Annotated in this window: 18 protein-coding genes and 4 pseudogenes; 7 read left to right on the forward strand and 15 right to left on the reverse strand. The window is 34.0% G+C overall.

Annotated elements, in window-relative coordinates:
* Positions 1–488: 488 nt before the first annotated feature.
* The 10 genes and pseudogenes from RMB13_RS00005 to RMB13_RS00050 all read right to left on the reverse strand — a co-directional run bounded on the left by RMB13_RS00005 (position 489) and on the right by RMB13_RS00050 (position 7,764).
* Entirely contained in the window at positions 489–1,169 is a 681-nt protein-coding gene (locus tag RMB13_RS00005; RefSeq protein WP_311084061.1) for a hypothetical protein, read from the reverse strand.
* Positions 1,170–1,389: 220 nt separating this feature from the next.
* Complete coding sequence (locus RMB13_RS00010; RefSeq protein WP_311073086.1) at positions 1,390–1,728, reverse strand: RcnB family protein; 339 nt, start codon at positions 1,726–1,728, stop codon at positions 1,390–1,392.
* A gap of 697 nt (positions 1,729–2,425) precedes the next feature.
* Positions 2,426–2,692, reverse strand: coding sequence for a hypothetical protein (locus RMB13_RS00015; protein ID WP_311073087.1), 267 nt, complete (start codon positions 2,690–2,692; stop codon positions 2,426–2,428).
* The gene (locus RMB13_RS00020) at positions 2,689–2,898 is read right to left on the reverse strand and encodes a hypothetical protein (RefSeq protein WP_311073090.1); all 210 of its coding nucleotides are present in this window, start codon (positions 2,896–2,898) and stop codon (positions 2,689–2,691) included. The genes RMB13_RS00015 and RMB13_RS00020 overlap by 4 nt, the downstream gene beginning before the upstream one ends.
* A 123-nt stretch (positions 2,899–3,021) precedes the next feature.
* Positions 3,022–3,246 (reverse strand): hypothetical protein, encoded by a 225-nt coding sequence (locus tag RMB13_RS00025; RefSeq protein ID WP_311073092.1) that lies wholly within the window; start codon positions 3,244–3,246, stop codon positions 3,022–3,024.
* 325 nt (positions 3,247–3,571) lie between these two features.
* Positions 3,572–4,205, reverse strand: a pseudogene (locus RMB13_RS00030) (putative metallopeptidase).
* 118 nt (positions 4,206–4,323) lie between these two features.
* A complete protein-coding gene (locus RMB13_RS00035) occupies positions 4,324–4,569 on the reverse strand; it encodes a hypothetical protein (protein WP_311084062.1) in 246 nt (81 codons plus the stop codon).
* 934 nt (positions 4,570–5,503) lie between these two features.
* Entirely contained in the window at positions 5,504–5,722 is a 219-nt protein-coding gene (locus RMB13_RS00040; protein WP_311084063.1) for a hypothetical protein, read from the reverse strand.
* Between the two features lie 1,424 nt (positions 5,723–7,146).
* Positions 7,147–7,383 carry a hypothetical protein gene (locus RMB13_RS00045; RefSeq protein WP_311073120.1) on the reverse strand — a complete coding sequence of 79 codons (237 nt, stop codon included), beginning with the start codon at positions 7,381–7,383 and terminating at the stop codon, positions 7,147–7,149.
* Positions 7,384–7,548: 165 nt separating this feature from the next.
* On the reverse strand, positions 7,549–7,764 hold the full coding sequence (locus tag RMB13_RS00050; RefSeq protein WP_311073122.1) for a hypothetical protein: 216 nt from the start codon (positions 7,762–7,764) through the stop codon (positions 7,549–7,551).
* A 394-nt stretch (positions 7,765–8,158) separates the two neighbouring features.
* On the opposite strand from RMB13_RS00050, the gene RMB13_RS00055 reads away from it, so the two are divergent.
* Positions 8,159–8,401, forward strand: a complete 243-nt coding sequence (locus tag RMB13_RS00055; protein WP_311073124.1) for a hypothetical protein — start codon at positions 8,159–8,161, stop codon at positions 8,399–8,401.
* Between the two features lie 322 nt (positions 8,402–8,723).
* On the opposite strand, the gene RMB13_RS00060 is transcribed toward RMB13_RS00055, so the two are convergent.
* Positions 8,724–9,590, reverse strand: coding sequence for a metal-dependent hydrolase (locus tag RMB13_RS00060; RefSeq protein WP_311073126.1), 867 nt, complete (start codon positions 9,588–9,590; stop codon positions 8,724–8,726).
* Positions 9,591–9,812: 222 nt separating this feature from the next.
* On the opposite strand from RMB13_RS00060, the gene RMB13_RS00065 reads away from it, so the two are divergent.
* On the forward strand, positions 9,813–10,325 hold the full coding sequence (locus RMB13_RS00065; RefSeq protein ID WP_311084064.1) for a TetR-like C-terminal domain-containing protein: 513 nt from the start codon (positions 9,813–9,815) through the stop codon (positions 10,323–10,325).
* 235 nt (positions 10,326–10,560) lie between these two features.
* Here the strand turns inward: RMB13_RS00065 and RMB13_RS00070 are convergent, their stop codons facing one another.
* Positions 10,561–11,802 (reverse strand): NADH:flavin oxidoreductase/NADH oxidase family protein, encoded by a 1,242-nt coding sequence (locus RMB13_RS00070; protein WP_311073054.1) that lies wholly within the window; start codon positions 11,800–11,802, stop codon positions 10,561–10,563.
* 186 nt (positions 11,803–11,988) lie between these two features.
* Here RMB13_RS00070 and RMB13_RS00075 point away from each other — a divergent pair.
* Positions 11,989–12,318 (forward strand): annotated as a pseudogene (locus tag RMB13_RS00075) (winged helix-turn-helix transcriptional regulator); the annotation flags it as partial.
* 76 nt (positions 12,319–12,394) lie between these two features.
* Positions 12,395–12,670 (forward strand): annotated as a pseudogene (locus RMB13_RS00080) (integrase); the annotation flags it as partial.
* A gap of 285 nt (positions 12,671–12,955) precedes the next feature.
* Here RMB13_RS00080 and RMB13_RS00085 read toward each other — a convergent pair.
* Positions 12,956–13,561 carry a hypothetical protein gene (locus RMB13_RS00085; protein WP_311084065.1) on the reverse strand — a complete coding sequence of 202 codons (606 nt, stop codon included), beginning with the start codon at positions 13,559–13,561 and terminating at the stop codon, positions 12,956–12,958.
* Positions 13,562–14,810: 1,249 nt separating this feature from the next.
* Between RMB13_RS00085 and RMB13_RS00090 the strand changes: the two genes are divergently transcribed.
* A complete protein-coding gene (locus tag RMB13_RS00090) occupies positions 14,811–16,118 on the forward strand; it encodes a hypothetical protein (protein ID WP_311073058.1) in 1,308 nt (435 codons plus the stop codon).
* Between the two features lie 23 nt (positions 16,119–16,141).
* On the opposite strand, the pseudogene RMB13_RS21770 reads toward RMB13_RS00090, so the two are convergent.
* Both RMB13_RS21770 and RMB13_RS00095 read right to left on the reverse strand, forming a co-directional pair.
* Positions 16,142–16,280 (reverse strand): annotated as a pseudogene (locus RMB13_RS21770) (acid phosphatase); the annotation flags it as partial.
* Between the two features lie 129 nt (positions 16,281–16,409).
* A complete protein-coding gene (locus RMB13_RS00095; protein ID WP_311084066.1) occupies positions 16,410–17,324 on the reverse strand; it encodes a LysR family transcriptional regulator in 915 nt (304 codons plus the stop codon).
* A gap of 252 nt (positions 17,325–17,576) precedes the next feature.
* Here RMB13_RS00095 and RMB13_RS00100 point away from each other — a divergent pair, with 252 nt between their 5' ends.
* Positions 17,577–18,110 (forward strand): fimbrial protein, encoded by a 534-nt coding sequence (locus RMB13_RS00100; protein ID WP_311073061.1) that lies wholly within the window; start codon positions 17,577–17,579, stop codon positions 18,108–18,110.
* 90 nt (positions 18,111–18,200) lie between these two features.
* A partial coding sequence (locus RMB13_RS00105) for a fimbria/pilus periplasmic chaperone (protein ID WP_311084067.1) occupies positions 18,201–18,598 on the forward strand: 398 nt, incomplete at its 3' end.

Here is an 18,598-nt window from a genome sequence, read left to right on the forward strand (position 1 = left end):
TAATATTCTACTTTTAGAATCAAAGTACATCATTAATAATGAGTAACGATCATGTCGAAACATGGTAACTACACTAATCTGCTTTAAATTTATCTTGCTAAAGCAAACTTTCAAAAAGTACGAAATAAGGTTATAAAACCTTTAAACTTAACATCAAGAGAAATAAACAATTTGACCCTTGTTCACTATTTTTAATGCCATCTAAGTCAAACACAATATTCTAAATAAAGTTAAAATATTATAAAATGGCATATCTTTTTTCAAAAATATTTTATAAATAACAACAATATAAATTGTTTAATTTTTTTCAATTCAGGACAAAAAAACAAATTTATAATAGACTCAATCGTGCAAGAAATTGATTTTTAATTTATTGTCATCGCTGTCCAAATTTTGAAAACTAGCAGTTAGTACATCAGATGCTGAGCAAGACTGATTGCTGCATATTTCCTCAAGCTAGCTGAGAAAAATACAGATTGGTTTAGTTTCTACTTTTCGTATCCACAGCCAGATACATGCTTTTTGGGACCATCCATCTCACAAAAAACATGTACTTTCTTATTAGCAATTAAATTTAATACACATATTTTTTCTTGTTCCCAATCATGTCCAGACCATCCGTGAAAAGTGAACCCGCATAAATATATATCATAATTTGTGTACTCTTTATTGCTTAAAAAATAGAATATTGCTATAAACCCCGTACTTAATATCGATAAATTATCTGTACTCATTAGACCTTTAGCAGACCAGTAATAGGATTGGTCTATCACTTTTACTTTTATATTTTTCTCAGAAAAGTAATTGATATATCTATCGTTATTTGAGTTTCTAATATATTTTTTGAATTTTATAAAAAATTTTCTATAACTAATTTTACCAATTGGATTCATTTTATTAATTAAATCGTCTTCAAATGGAAAGAAAACAGCAGTATCTTCTAATGTATCTATAAAATCATTGAATTTCTTATCTTTGAGCCTCCTTTCCATTAAATCAACGGTATTTGCCAAGAATAGAATATCCGTTCTACGCCCAGTAATCCCAATTTTTTTTTCATTCGGAATATTAAACCTCACAATTATATCCTGATCATTAATCATTCCATTAACGTCGGGAATATCATCAGAGTTAGCAACTAATATGATTTTTTTTGATGAGATATTCATAATATAAAATTGATAAATTTAAAGTACTTTTCCACTAAAGCACTAAAATAAGGATAAATTATGAAGATTTTCTTAAGCTATAGACTGAAGAAAAAAAGGCCTGACAGAATGTCTGGCCTTTTAAAAAAGCTTTTTACAGAGATTAACATTATTGTTGATCATATAAGCTGTGCGTCCTGAAAATAGAGTACACAACAATGTCAGAGTTGAAATGTAAAAATTAACCCTTAATAATTTTCACAATTTTATGCGTATTTGTACTAAGAAGCACATAGTCATTATTCACCTTCAACCATTGCTGGTTTTTACCAGGTTTAGTCAATTTACTATATCGCTTATAATCTACAGGATTGGCACTACGATATTGAGAAGGAATCGTTTGCCCAGATTTCAAGTCTCGCGATGGTTTTACAGAATTATGCTTAACCCGTGGCTTTTGTGCTACAGGTTGCTTGCTATTATGTACATTCTTATGTGTACCTTGTGGTGCTGCAAATGCTGAAGCGGCCATAATCGAAGTAGAGATGGACAAAACAATTGCTTTAATTAATGTATTCATAGGAATTAATTACCATAGATTTCTTTATTTGAGATTACGATTAAATCTTAAAAAAGCATTAAGAATAAGATGATTGATTATACCTTTTGTAAAAAACAAGTATAAATCATGGAAATTTATCATTAAATAAAAATATGAAATTCGGATTATTAATCACGAATTTACAAATAGAATTAGCCCCGTATGAGAAGGTTTTACACAAGATCTTACAGCCTCATTAATATTGATCGGATGAGTTCGCCATACTGGACAATAAAAATATACAGTATCATCTACCAGTACTTTGCTATCATTTTGCCACTTCATGAAAATAAAGATTGTCGACGAAAATACTCGATCTAGATAGTACAGCGAATATTCAAGAGACACCGTGTCTTATTCTGAGAAAATACAAAAGCCTGTTAACCAAATTAATAACTGTTATAAGAAAGCAGCCAAGCTGTATCAAACTCAGTATGAGAAGTTAAATAAAGATGCTCAGTATGCTCAAGCTTCAGCCCTATTGAATACAAACAAAAAATGTAAAGTATATTGACGACACGAAAGATAAAACATTAAAAGCTTCACTTAAAAACATTTATTTCGTCGAAGTAGAGCGTTAAGAAAAGCCCTTAATCATCAGGGCTTTTCTAGGCTTAAATCGTTTTGAAACCTCAAATACGTTAAAATATTTGGACTGAAAGAATTTAGATCAAATTTATTGCTTCTTGCATTCAGATAGATATTTGTCAATCATGAAGTTGACGATGTCTATTTCGCCACGAGCCTCTCTTGTTTTTTCAATATTGTAAGTTTTCCAAACTTCATCCCAGTGGTCTTTAATATATGTGACTATACACTCCTTGTACGGATCTGGGGTATTTTCATGAATATGCGCTAAGAATTTGTCTTGATGCTTAGCTTTAGAATTAGCACAACCAAATAGTGAAATCATAAGAATTAATCCTATACTTAAATGCCTCATTTTTTAATAATATATCCTTCATCAACTAACGGATCTTTATCTTTGGGTTTTAGACTCCAATCATCAACTAAATGAAATCCTTCTGAAATAACACCTTTCCCAGAAGTTCTCCCTGCGAGAGGATAAATAATTTCAGGTTTAGCAAATTTTGACTGTGTAAAATTATAATGCCACATATATGGATTTATAACATTCAAAGTAGGCATACCTGCTTGCTTTATAGCTCCAGTTCTATCAGGTAAATTACTAATATATTCACTAAAAATCCCCCATAAAAAAACCGCCTAAAATACAAGACGGTTCCATTTACTAATCATATGACTATGATATTACTCTATTTTAAAATAATGCTTCTCTTTCACCATTTTGATTTTGATACCATTATAGTATCGAATCATAGGGTCTTTTTTATCTCTAGTTATTCGGTCAGCAAACTGAGCTTCATCCAGTAAAGCTGAATATGTTCTGTACCCAAGAACCAATTTTTTGATCTCTTCCCCACTCTTTTTAAACTCATCAATACGCTTGTCCAGTTCTTTTAAACGAATATCCATAATTTATCTACCCCCAATGCTTTTCTTTAATCTATCATCTAATTATTACAAAACCATATTTAAATTATGGTTATTTAAAAAAAGCCATACTTACAAATAATTATCGATATATCACTGCCTAAAGTTACTCATCACTTTTTGTTACACTAGATTCGTTCTATATCATTGGGGCTTGATGCTATATTGTTCAGTGTTAACTACCTTTGTCTTTGTGTTAACTTCAACTAAGCCCGCTCTTGCTGATGTTCCGGGCTTTTTTGATACCGTGAGTTTAATTCCCTATCCCGCCCTCTAGCTAATTCATCAAGGTGGAATGGCAAAAAATTTAAACCACTCTCAAGTAACAAGTGCCATAAGCGTAATGGACATCAGCACGTGACAGCTCTGGTCTTGTATTCGCTGCCGCCACCATTCTTTGCTCCATAACGGCGAACAACGCCTGTAAATTCCTCTACATCATGGCCTTGAATTGCTAACTTTGGCGCACCGGTCTCTCTGTTATATGCAGGTGTTCCGTATTGGTCTTTCTTATGTACAATGTGATAAAGCTCATGTTCAACCAAAGCGCAAAAGTCCACATCATTAGCAATACGAGAATATGAAGCATCAAAAGTAATGAGGTATTCAGGAACACATCTGAACCATTGAATGTATTGTTCTTCTTGTCTTTCCTGTTTCCAGCCACCAGCATTGATCATGACTTTCTCTGTTGTACCAATGACTTGACGTCCTTGTTTACTAAAGCCTGATCTAGCCCACATCACGGCAATATTTGGATAACGAAATGACCGTAAATGCAGATGATCTGAGTTAAACATTTGAGATTTAGGATCTAGAAATACACGTCTTATCCAGTCCCACATTTCTGGTGCAGGTGCAAAGTTAGGAGTATCTAACTCAAAAATCCATTCTGGAGGCATTGGCCGAACTGGAACATGAAAACCAACTTCTTTTTTCATACATACTCCAAAAAGAAAAACCCGCTAAATATCTATTATTAGCGGGGCTTCATGTACCGTAATAACTACGGCAAACAAAAACCTCCCGAAGGAGGTCTTCCACTTTTAATGCTAGACTTTAATCATTCCGCAAACTAGATTTATATTTATTGATTCCCTGTACACCCAGATCTATAAGCACACGTATTTGAATAGTTTCATCATATTGTTGCTTCAAGCCACTCTCAATATCTCTGTAACTTAAATCTGATAAATCTTTGCCTTTATGAAGTAACTGTTCTTTATAAAAGTAAATTTGCTTAGTTACTTTTTGATCCCGGCCAATATCAACAGAAGCTTCCATCCAATGTACTGAAGTGCCCATAGTAAACTCCAATAAGGTTATTTAACTATTATAACATGAACAAAACTCATTAAATTACAGCATATTAATTTACTACTTAAAACAACAATTGATATTTAAGGCAGCTTCCTCTGCCATAAGACATTCAGTCAAATAACAAAGATGTAAGTTAATATGTGCAAAGTTTTGTGACGCATTACACGTATTTTGTATAAGTTGTTATCTTGTTCGCTAAATCACATTTTGATAGTTTGTTTCTGAACTGGTAATTAAATTAATCTGATACACGACGATCAGCATTAGTTCCCCTTCGCAAGTGTTTACCTAGTTCAGGCTCAACCGGAACTCGGCATCCCCAAAGTGCCGAGTTCTTTTATTTTTATATCCAGAATAAAAAAGCCTACTCATCGAGTAGGCTTCCCCTTATGACATTTGCGCTGATCATTGAGGGTTCTTGTTATCTGTAGTATTTATAATAATACTACAGTTGATAAAGCAATTAAAAAAAAGCCCGCATCTACGGATGGCTGCGAGCATAAACTCAAGTGAATAGAAAAAGTACCATTCACCTCATAAGCGAGAAATACCTAAAAAACCATTCAATAAATGTAAACTTCATCACAGATTATACTTGTAGTTGCAAAATAATCAACACTTACCATTGGAATAAAAAAAGCCCACCTTTGCGCTGATAAAGGTGGGCTTTTTAATTGTTTCATAATAACTGGAGTGGTGATTTCTCTTACTTATTCTAAGCCCCACCATATCAAAGATGTAGACAAAGCGTGCTGTACAGTCAAGCATCTAATCGTATAATCACACCAACTTTTCACTGATTGCTTCAGCGGACTATAAGCACGGCAGCCTTAATGCTTCCAGCATCAAATAGATGTCGTCCTGTTAACCGCGCAAGATCTGCTGCGAGTGATCCGTTTGACACATCCAAATCAAATGATCAAATACCAGGAACGCGTGCACCATGTACAAGAATGAGCGCAGGACGTCTCTTAGTTCCATTCTCGCGAACCTCCCGAACATGTAACCCAACACCATATGCCGTAAGGACTCTGAAATCCTTCCGAATAAGTTCCCCTTCACTCTGTTGCTGCGCCGCCGAAGCAATCGTACCCATCATCAATGTAGTTACAAGAACGAACATTATCGCGATTGGCACACTCTTGGGAACTTTTCTTCTTTCTCTTGTCACTCCATATCCTCCCCTAATGTACTATCAAGTTAATCCAATAACGTATATTTGATCTGGGTCAGCTTAGCCTGATGCAATGAGCTAATAAGGGATTCAGCAGTTCTTTTCTTGAGGAACGACTGGACTAAATCTTTATTATAGCTTCTGAAACAACATCGAATATCTTCACATAGTTCCCACTACATAAGATCTTTAGCTTAACAATACCCGACATATTGCTCATAAAATATACACGCACACAAAACAAGTACATTTTTTAAGCTATGACAAAGTGCTCAGGATCAAAGGTATTCCACCTAGTAATAACAGCAATATGCTCATCGGAGCGGGCAGTACATTAATACAAGAATATGCAATAATTTGATTCAAGACATTTAATCATTCCTCAACAATCACGATATATTATTTAATTATCTATATATTTATAAACTTTTTAATGGGGAACAACAAAATGATGTACGTTTATTATACTCTTTTATTTCTCTTTTCAAAACTAAGTATAGTGGGCCTAAGTATTGGCTTTCATCATGAAGACCTATTTTTCACTGTAGCTGGAACCCTATTTATTTTCGCTTCATTCCTAACATATTTAATGATCAAAGAAGTTCGAAAAGATCCTTTTGACAAACGCTAGCTAATTCGAGAAAGTTAGATCTAGCAGATTTAAATTTTCAGCCTATAAGTGTACAAAGTAAAAAGCCCACTCAAACGAGCAGGCTCCTTACTGTATTTCAGGACTAAGCTATATAATTATAATTCTCAAAAAATACTCTATTAATCTATGTAAGCCCGCTCTTTTGGTCAATAGCAAAAGTGACAAATTACAATATTTTCATATCAACATTGTTCTGCAATCTACATAAAAAAAAGCCCATTTCTCTACTTCTAAATAAGAAATGGGTTTAGTGAAGATCCACTCAGTCCTGAAATACAAACGTAATAGGGAGTATCTCACCTACTCTTGTTTGCAAAACAATAGTCCCACACAATAATATATATTTCAATATTTTATTTTGAATACCCTATAAAACCCATTCAACTCTTAGAAAGTTCATCTAATGAGTTCAATGAAGCGTTCCATTATAAATCTTTCTCTCATGGATTCCTCCAGGATTAAAAATAGCCACATTTCTTATCTTTTCAATTTGTTACAATCTAAAAGTAAGTTGAATTCATCACTAAATAAACTCTGTGTAAAACCTCATTTTCTAGCAACTATAAATGATGCTCATTGACCATATCAAAAATGTAAAAGGATATGTAAACCTCATAAAAATAACGCATCTTGGGAAGGACTAATAAATATTCACATATTAAACAGGCTAAATAGTCAGATTTACACTATCACTTTATTTTGCAATGTTATGGGTCCTGTTTATTGATGTAAACTTTCATTTTAGGGAGCTTAAGAATTTATATGCTCCTCCTTCATTACTCTTGTTTCGAACTATTGCATTTGTTTCTTTATTTAAAGTTTCGTTCACTATTCTAACGCCGTTACACAGTACTTGATGACCAATTTTGAACTCTGAGCCAAACGCTTCAATAACAATAAATTCACCTGCAGAATTCGATGCCACAAAAAAACTGTTATCACAATGACCATACCTAATAGTATAAAATTTCATTCTCTTACAACTTTAATTATAAATTAAGATAAGGAATCAGAATTCCATACAATTAATCGAAATGCAAAAAGTCCATAATTGGTATGCTTTAGAATATGCAATAGCTCGTTCATAAAAACATACAATAACTTTATTATTTTTAAATACTTACCTTTTAAAAACAATTTAGTTTTGAATTTCACTATCAGTTAATTGTTTCAATTTAATTTTACTCAATGACCTATCGGCATTTTCCACTGATTTTTGAGCATCAGTCATCGATTGTTCAACTTCGCTTATAAGTATAGTCATCTTTGACTTCTTCTCTGGGCGTGAAAGATTAATAAACGCATAATAAACAACAGATGCCCCAAGTAAGGCTAAAGCTGAGATTTTTAACATAGTCAATTTATTGATTAAACTTACATTACTGTAATTTTATGTGATGAAAATTACATTTTTACTAAAATTCTTAAATATCAGAACCTTTATAAACACCAAAGACTTAACTATCCGATGACTTCCTAGTACAATTTTCCGAATATGGTAGAAAAGCCCTCTGTCATTTCAAAAAGGTGAGATCTAGTAAAAATATACAGTAAGATGGATACCTTACCTATACAGGGTACAAGGCTAATGATAGAGATTGATATATTCCTATTCATTCCGGGTGAAATAGTATGGTAAAGGGGTCAGGTTCAAAGCCCTGCTACCAGAAATGGCTGGTATGTTGTGCGCACCCCAGAGACCGAATGCTCCTCGATAAGTGTGTTCAAGTGTATTTTAAGGATGATAAATGGATTACTCAAAACCACCAATTAACAAAATTATTACTAGAATTAATGATGCTGCAGTCAATAGCGAAGCATTAGTATTAACCGCTGAAGAGGTGAAAATTCTTTCAAGAAGAATTGGGGACAAATACTTTATACCTGTACTTACCAATGAGCAGGTTTTGCAAATGGCAAAGGAAGGTAAACTTAGTCAGAATATAGAATTGAGGAAAATTAATAAGCCTTTACCTAGCACAATCCTTTAAAATTAATCTAGAGAAGAAAAGAATGGTGGACAAAACTGAAAGAAGCAATCCTAAATCACGCTAGCTTGAATATATTCAATTATTATTTAGGCAAGTCTATTAGATTATTGATTAATCATACCAAATATAAATCTTACAAATAACAAAAAAGCACACTGACTCTTCGAACTTTCAGTGTGCTTACAAGACACATACTTGCACAGTTATTATTAGCATAAAAGCTAGCTCTTTCAACCCATTTATAATACGTAGCGACTATCAATTTTCATCTGTCCATGTAAGTTTATTTTTAGGACTTACCTTAGAAATGAAAACTTTAATTTTATACATTATCTAAATCCAGTATAGGCTTCCATTGCTCAATCAGCGCAGAGTTATCATCATGCATTGGGTGAAAATTCGGTTTAAAAAACTCCAGATAATCTGGTAGCGCCTTTCTAAAATATCCAGCCTTCTTGCCAACACCAAACATCCACCATAGTCCTTTCATAGTGGCATTAAGATTCCAGATGGATTTATCCGCCCATAAAAAACTAGCCTGTCCGTATAATACCGTGCCACTAATAAGACCTGTTGCCAACAATACGCCATACACGCGACGCCAATAACCACCATCAATTAATTGATAAACATCATAGGCAACAGCCTTGTGCTCAAGCTCTTCAAGTGCATGCCAAATCATCACCCTTTTCATGGTCGAATCAATTTGTTCAATGATTTCGGGGTGGGACAGCAATAATTTGCCAAACAACGCCGTAAAATGCTCCGTCGCGCCCGTCACCGCCATGCGATTTTGTTCAGACAGCTGATCGACAAATTTAAGGCATTGCATCATCAATTTTTCTAATTGCTGAACAGGTAGCCCCCTTTCTTCCAACATACGATTAAAGGATTGATGTATTTTGGCGTGATGGGCCTCTTGCCCAATAAATCCTGAAATATCCTTATTTAATTGAGCTTGCTGTTGCACTTGATGACGTACCGAACGCACACTAGCAATCATGAAATATTCACCTTGCGGTAAGATACCCGAAAAAGCATTCATAAAATGCGTCAAAAAAGGATTATCTGCAAACCAATAATCAGGTGTCGACTCTCCCCATGTCGATTGGATCGTAGATGGCTTTATCTCGTAAGGTTTCTGATTTAACGTGTTTTGACGTTTTTTATTAGTAGCTGGTCTATTCATGATTACTCATCCCGACTTCAATGTATGATTACAATAACAACGCTATAACACTGTTATAGACAATGTCAATGCTTTTGCATTAAAATGGAAAAATTGCAAAATTAATTCGTGATTCGCATGGCCTCAACCACACAGAACATTAAATCCACCTCAACTAAATCGCCCGCCGAGCTTAAAAAAAACATAGTAAATGTTGCACGACATATGGTAAAAAACTCGGGAATGAGTACTCTAAATTTGCGTATGGTGGCAGAATTATCAGGAACATCAACTCAAGCCATCTACACCCTACTGGGTGGAAAATCAGGTTTAATTCAGGCCATGTACCAGCACTGGATTACAGAACTGGAGCAACGATTATTAGAAGCAAAACTTCATTCCTCAACCATTGAATTGATCACTCAAACCGCACATATTTATCGGGAGCAAGCTTTATCCAATCCGGAGTTATTTTTATTTGGTTGTTCACCTGCCGCCAATGAAGCCAACCTGTTAGAAATGATGGCTTCTTCCAATGCATTCTCGCTATTTTCAGGATTAATAGCATCAGGTGTTGATACTGGCTTATTTCATGCGATTGATAATATTGAAGCCTGCGCTCAGGCTTTATGGGCATCCATACATGGTACAGTATTGTTTGAACTATGCTATCCGACTACCGTCAACCTAGTTGAACTGAATCTACCTATTCTGATACGCGGTCTTTATAAGGAACCACCTCAACAGGAGGTTTAAACCTTAAATCAGAAAAAAATACCTCATCAGCGATGTGTTGGGGTATTTGGCAAAAAGAGATGCTAAACCATTGTCTTCGCAACACCTAGATGTTGCTCTGATTTGGATTCTTCTGTGTAAAACTCCTCAACAATATCCAAACCCTCTTCTCCTACCACTTTAAAAATGTTGTTCAATCCTATTTTTCCAAGTCACTGACAGGTTTCCCCATTGCCTGTGCAGAGTGATTGTCCTCTTAAGATGCTCTAAGACGGCGTTTTTTTAAGATCTCAAAACCTTTATCTTTTAAATCTAATAAAAAAGATTTTAACCCGCTTTCGTTAGGACGTGGTTTTTCACCACGACCAATACGTGACATTTGACGTGTATACCATGTGACTTCCAGGACCCCCAAACTATCAATAAATTTAATGCCTGTTGTTAAAGGTTTTACCTGATATTGAGTTTCCAGTCCGTTTAATAATCTCTGTCCAGCTAAAGGTTCTATTATAAAAATTCGGCCTAAACCAATTAAATCTAGCTGCTCTGCCTTCAAAGTGTCTTCCATACCAGTGAAGCTCCTAAATCCCCCTGTTACCATCAGCTTAACTTGACTATTCATACGGACTTTCTTCGCAAATTCCAAGAAGTATGCTTCTCGAGCTATAGTGGATGCTTTAGGATTACCAAGTTGCATTACAGGTTTTTCGTAAGTTCCACCTGAAATTTCAATTAAATCAATACCTACTTTTTCCAGAGTAAGAATAGTTTCTAATGATTCTTCTTCTGTAAATCCTCCCCGTTGAAAATCAGCAGAATTAATCTTTATTGCAACAGGAAAATCTGTTCCTACACGACTGCGAATTGCGTTATAAACTTCCAATACGAATCTGCGTCGCTTTTCATTAGTTCCACCCCATTCATCTGTACGTCGATTATGATGTGGAGAAAGAAATTGACTAATTAAATAACCATGTGCACCATGTAATTGAATTCCATCAAATCCTGCTTTTTTTGCAATTTCTGCTGTATTTGCATAACGCTGAATTAAATCTAATATTTCATTTGTCGTCAGCTCCCGTGGTGTCGCAAAAAAAGGAGCCATTTTTTTATTGAAAGGCACTGCAGACGGCGAAACTGTCTCTTTATTTAATCCTTTAATGGCTTGTTTCCCTGGATGATTGATTTGCATCCAAACTTGGCTTCCTCCCGACTTAGCAACAGTCACCCATCGCTGTATTAATTCTATATGTTTTTCATCTTCAATAACTACATTACCAGGCTCTCCTATCGCTCGTGAATCAATCATTACATTTCCTGTAATAATTAACCCAGCACCTGAATTAGCCCATGTCTGATACAGTTGTATTAATGATTTTGATGGTCGACCATCGGGCTCAGCCAAACCTTCACTTAAAGCAGACTTTACTATGCGGTTGTTTAATTTTATATGCGGCGTTATTTCTAGCGGAGTCGAGAGTTTAGGTTTTGAATTCATTTTTGATTACCACCTTAATGTTCAAATATCGATTGTTACTGGCTAAAAAATAGTTGGTTCCAAAAAGGAACCCACTCAACAACGATATCTATGGTAAAATAGATTGTCAATAATTCTTTTAACTTTAAAAAAGTTGCTTTAGAGACTAATAATTTTTGTAAAGTTAATTATTGTGTGAGGCTTTAAATGAAATGGAATGAATTATCAGGATTAGACTGTCCAATTGCGCGCAGTTTATCAATTCTTGGAGATCGTTGGACTCTCTTAATTATTCGAAATGCTTTTATGCACACCAAACGTTTTGGTGACTTCGAAAAACAATTAGGGATTACTAAACATTTATTGAGCGAACGATTAAATCGATTGGTTGATGATAAAATTTTAGAAAAAGTGCTATATCAAGAAAATCCAAAACGCTATGAATATCAGCTTACAGAACAAGGGCTAGCATTGTCTCCTGTTATTTTTGCCTTAGCCACTTGGGGAAGTCAATGGTTAAGTGACAACAATCAGTTCTAATATTTAAAACTCATTGTGATCTCCAAATGTTTTATTATGTTCACTAGGCTGTAACATGATTTTTAATATTTAATTAGCTATCTTAATAAAGCTTCTGCATGAATAAGAATTTAAAGAAAATGACTTGAGCTATATTGATCCAAAACAAAATCGAATAATTACAACTCATGGCTTCCGTTCTACATTCCCTGACTGGTCAGCTGACAAGACTGATTACCCTTGAGAGGTTTGCGAACATGCACTTGCTCATAAATTGCCAGATGAGGTTGAAGCAGCCTATCTACGTGGAGCTTATCTTGAAAAGCGGAAAAGCTTAATGGCTGACTGGGCCAACTTTTGTAATGAGTAATTTTTATTTAAAGTTTCTCATCTACCTTAGTCTCATACCACAATATCGATAAAAGGATAATCAAAAGCTAAAATAGATGTTAAGCACTTTATTTCTTATTAAATTACCACAACGTTATTTTATAATAGACTCAATCGTGCAAGAAATTCATTTTTAATTTATTATCGTTGCTGTCCAAATTTTGAAAACTAGCAATTAGTACATCAGATGCTGAGCAAGACTGATTGCTGCATATTTCCTCAAGCTAGCTGAGAAAAATACAGATTGGTTTAGTTTGTGATTTCCTTATCTACAATCAAATGTATGCTGCTTTTCATCATCAATCGCATCAAAAGCATGTACTTTCTTATTACTTTTTAAATTTAGTACACATATTTTTTCTTGTTCCCAATCATGTCCAGACCATCCGTGAAAAGTGAACCCGCATAAATATATATCATAATTTGTGTACTCTTTATTGCTTAAAAAATAGAATATTGCTATAAACCCCGTACTTAATATCGATAAATTATCTATATTCGTTAGATCTTTAGCAGCCCAGTAATAGGATTGATCTATCATTTTTACTTTTATATTTTTCTCAAAAAAGTAATTTATATATTTATCATTATTTGAATTTCTAATATATTTTTTGATTTTTATGAAAAAATTTCTATGAACAATTTTACAAGCTGGATTTATTTTATTGATCAAATCATCTTCAAATGGGAAAATAATCGTAGTATTATTCAATGTATCCATAAAATCATTGAACTCCCTATTCTTTAATCTACGCTCCATTAAATCAACAGTGTTTGCCAAAAAGAGAATATCTGTCCTGTTCCCAGTAACCTCAATTTTTTGTTTATCTGGAATATTAAACCTCACAATTATATCCTGATCATTAATCACTCCATTAATATCCGGAACATCATTAGAATTAGCAACTAATATGATTTTTTAAACTGGAAATTCATAATATAAAGTCAATAAAAGTGAAATAGTTTCCCATTATAGAAAGATAATACAACAACTAGGTTTTTGTGAGTAAATGTAACATCAGAATTTCGTTTTATCCCAATCAACAATGGCAAAAAAAGTGCAATCAAATTGGTAGATACAGTCATCCAAGCTGTTTAATGATTAAATTCTCATTCAGATTATCATTAGGTATGATCACAGGTTTTGTTCAAAGCTTGATTAAACTATCTAAACCTAGTTTAGCCAAATACATTTTTGGATTAAACTACTATCAGCAGATATAGCAAATAGCTCACCCAAAGTTAACTCAGAATAATTTACACAACTTTGCAAATCAGCTTTTTGCTCAGACATATAACTCTCCTTAGCATCTAAATCCAACATTAATGTTAAACAACTTACATGCCATCTTATATACAAGCTGATACTACATATTCACAACACTTTCATAGTGTCAGAATAAATTTACTTAGCCCTTCATTATTACTGATAAAAACTTTCTTTAACGATTCATTAAAGGCTGATTAATTAACAAGATAAATGTATTTCAACCACCTATAAAAAACCATTATTAGCTGCAAATAATGGGCTCAGTGAATAATCACTCAAGTTCTTTATTGAGAGAATACAAATCATGAATAAAATATCAACCCACAAGCTATTTTTTATGCTTACACAGAACAATATATATTTCAATACCTTAATATAGTTAAGTAAGACTAGAAATACCAATACAATATAAAGCCGACCTAACATATAAAATATTTTAATCATTAACCCCAGCACCAATTCACATACATATACCCGCAAGTAAAATAATCATCCAAGTATAATTTATTCAAAAGTTTACAGTAAAATAAATCCAGTAAATTATAAAATAAAACTTAGTAAAATAGATCTACATCCGAGTATAGGAGCCTACACCCCTCCATATAATTTAGAAATACTTAACAATAGAACAAATTATGCAATAAATGTAAACAAATATGTAAAAAGTGAGGATTATTCTCAATTAATGATATAAATGATAAGAATCAGTTTATTTCTATCCAAATATCACAAAGATAAAGATATAGTGTTCTTGAGTAAATCTATTAACTGATTTAGTAAAGAGGCAAATTTAAAAAGTAATACAAAAAGGACAGTCAAGAAAAAATAATTAGGAATACGGAGGCCAAGTATGCGGCTATTTACATTACTTCGTGCAACAATTTTAGCGCTTGGGAGTATGTATTTTATCCCAGCTTATGCAGCATCTACATTAATACCACTGACAGATGCTGAATTATCAAATGCAAGTGGTCAAGCATTGATGAGCATGTCTTATATTGCACCAACAGACTCTGTAAGCAACTCAAACTACAATGGAAACATAGGATTTTACCGGCTTGCTTTAGATGCTCAGATGGAAATCAATACCAATATTAGAAAACTCCAACTTGGCTGTGGCGGTGTCAATGGTGCTGGTGCCTGTGATATTGATATTGACTATTTAAGTCTGAGCGGAGGGACTGTGGATAGTACAAGTGCGGAACGGGCTGCATCCTCCGCTGTCATTACGAACCCTTTTTTAGAGTTTGCGATTAAAAATCCTGATTCAGCATCTACTCGCGAAATCCAAGGGTTTAGATTAAGTGCTCAATCCCTTTCTGGCCTGCTCACTTTTGGCTTGGAGAATGGAGATAAAGAAAGTGGTATTAATTCATTAAGTGGCTATTTGGTCACCAAGCCAACAACAGGAACCGTGACAACCAACCCGTATTATGGCATTACTCAAGACGGGACCAATACCGCAATTACAGGGCAAGCGACGGTTCTCGGTCAGGGTGCAACACTCCCTTTTTCTTCTACAGCTTACAATTTAAATTTAGGTGCTGGAACAGGAACACTCTCTATGGCGCAACAAGTGATTACAGGTAAACGGATCACTATGGCCAACCTAAATGCAACAGCAAAGGTTAATGGGTTATCAATTACAGGGACATTAGATGCGACCGCCTCTCTTCTAGGTGCCCCACTTCCAATTTCTGGAAATGTAACAGGAACGGTCAACAATCTAGATGTAAATGTAGCAATTAACCAAAGTCTAGGTTATTTTCACGCAGCTCAGTTAGATGGTTCTGCGGGATATTTATCTGTTCAAGGTGCAAATATCCTTTGGCCTGAGGCTGCATCAGTTGCACAAACTGGTTGGTGGTTAGAATTGACCAACCCAATTGACATTGGGCAAATTACCCCAACAGGCAATGTTGATGTTGCATTATCAACCATTACTGATGCTTTAGGACAAGTGAGCTCATATTTGAATACTCCTGGAAATGCTGTAGATTGTGGCTTTTTAGGATTAAATTGCGTAGCGTTAGGGAATCTTCCTGTTGGAACAGTAGATTTAACCGGAAAAACACCAGCATCTATGACATTGACAAATATCGTATTACAAAAACAAAGCTTTTCTTCTAACTGCTATGGCTCATTAAAGTTCTGTTAATTTGTCTAGGTTCTGTATCTGTACTTATCACTATCAACATTGATTATATTTATACTATACATTATGATTATCCCACCTAGATATGGCACTGATATTAAAACCATTTACCCCCAACTCATCATATAGCACTTTAATATTACTAGTCAGACCATTATCATTAATTCACAACACTCTTAAAAAGTATTTTATCTAATTGCACGGGCATCAGCAGTTGGATAAATTTAAAACTAAAAGACATTTAAAATAAATGTCAATATTATCAAAAATCAAACTAAATTATATCCTCATATATCAAATAAAACTTTCCTCATATAACTCTTTAATAATATAATCTAAGAACAACCTAACTTTTAGAGGGGTATGTGAATTCTTCCCCCATATCATCTTTATTGAAGATATATCACATCGGCTACAAGGGAGTAATTCAACTAAATTTCCATTTTCTAAATAAGGGTGGACAAGCCAAGATGGAAGCCACCCCACTCCATTATTATCAATCAATAGATCCAATATACTCTGCATATCATCCATTAATATACCTGCATTAGGTAGATATTCATGAGACTTATTATTATTTTTAAACCGCCACCTTAATGGGGCACCTGACTGTATATAGTTAATTATTTTATGCTTAGAAAGATCATCTATAGATTTAACTTCCTTATTTCTCTTTAAATATTCTGGCGAAGCACATAGTAACATTGAATAATTTTCTATCCCTCTACACATTAAATTACTACTATCATTTAACTCTTCTGTAGAAATTGAAATGTCATATTCACTAAAAGCTAGATCAACTACTCCATCCTTAAAATAAATCTCAATTTTTATTTTTGGAAATTCATCTATAAATTTTTTTATAATTGGAATAACTCTATATCGACCATAAATTATAGGTAAGGAAATTTTCAGAGTACCATCTAGCACATTTTTGCTTTCATTTAACAATAGTTCTGCATTATTCATCTCATTTATTGCTCTTTTACAATATTTAAAAAAAACCTCCCCTTCTGTCGTTAACTTCAAATATCTAGTTGTTCTACGGAATAACATAATATTTAGTTGTTTTTCTAATCGGGATATTATTTTACTAATAGATGATCTTGTTAAATTTAATTTTCTAGCGGCAATTGTAAAACTTTTAGCCTCAGCCACTACCACAAATGTTAATAGGTTACGCATCTCATTACTAACGATAACATTCATATATAAATAGTAAACAATTAAAAATCTTTTAATACTATACTTAACAACATCTTGCTTTTGTCAAGAACTACTTAATATTAATATGTTTAAAATTTTATTTTTTACATTAAAAATCAATAATATAAAACAAAATCACCAGTATATGTTTCATTAAAAGAAATTATTATGTGAATAAACATCACCAATTTCATTGTGTTGGTTATGTTATTTTTATTAACTCATTTATTAATTATATTTAGAAGGCTTATGTATATGAAAAAACTTGCTTTGATCGCTGCTCTTTCAGTGGTAGGGATTGCGAATGCTCAAGCTGCTGATGGTACAATTACAATTAATGGTTTAGTTACAGACAAAACTTGTGACATCGTTACCCCTGCAGGTAAAGACTTCACAGTTACTCTTCCAACTGTTTCTAAACAAACTTTAGCTGCAGCTGGGGATACAGCTGGCCGTACTCCTTTCCAAATCAACTTAGCTAACTGTTCTGAAGGTAAAGTAGCGACTTTCTTCGAACCAGGTGCAACTGTTGACTTTAATACTGGTCGTTTACTTAACCAAGACGCTACTGGTGCTCAAAACGTTAACGTTCAACTTTTAGGGGATAATAACAATTTCATCCCAGTACTTGCTGCGGGTGCAAATGGTGCTCAAGCTAACTCTCAATGGGTTGACGTAGCTGAAGGCGCAAGTGCTGACCTTAACTACTATGCTGAATACTATGCAACTGGCGCTTCTACTGCTGGTAAAGTAAATACTTCTGTTCAATACACAATTATCTATCAATAATTGATGGATGAGAGGGTTTCTATGTCCGCATGGAATCCCTGTCTTTTTGTGTACTGCTTTCCCGAATCTTTCTTGGTTGAGAATTCTGAAATGAAATTGAACAGTTATAATTTTTTGTTAAGTTTGGCATTTGCTTCAGCGATTGTCGCACCTGCTACTCAAGCAGAAATTGTAATTCATGGTACTCGTGTAATTTATCCTTCGGATGCTAGAGAAGTTACGCTACAAGTTAGTAATAACGGTTCAAAGCCAGCACTTGTCCAAGCATGGCTTGATGAAGGCGACACAAAAAGTACTCCGGATCAGTCTAAAGTACCTTTTATGATTGCACCTCCTATTTCTCGTGTTGAAGCTACAAAAAGTCAGACCCTTCGTATTACTGCTTTACCAACTGCTTCTCAGCTAAATCAAAAGCAAGAAACAGTTTTGTGGTTAAATGTTTTGGATATTCCTCCAAGACCAACTTCAAAAAGTGAAGATACGACACC

Source organism: Acinetobacter sp. V102_4, from assembly GCF_031799005.1.
GTDB lineage: Bacteria > Pseudomonadota > Gammaproteobacteria > Pseudomonadales > Moraxellaceae > Acinetobacter > Acinetobacter calcoaceticus.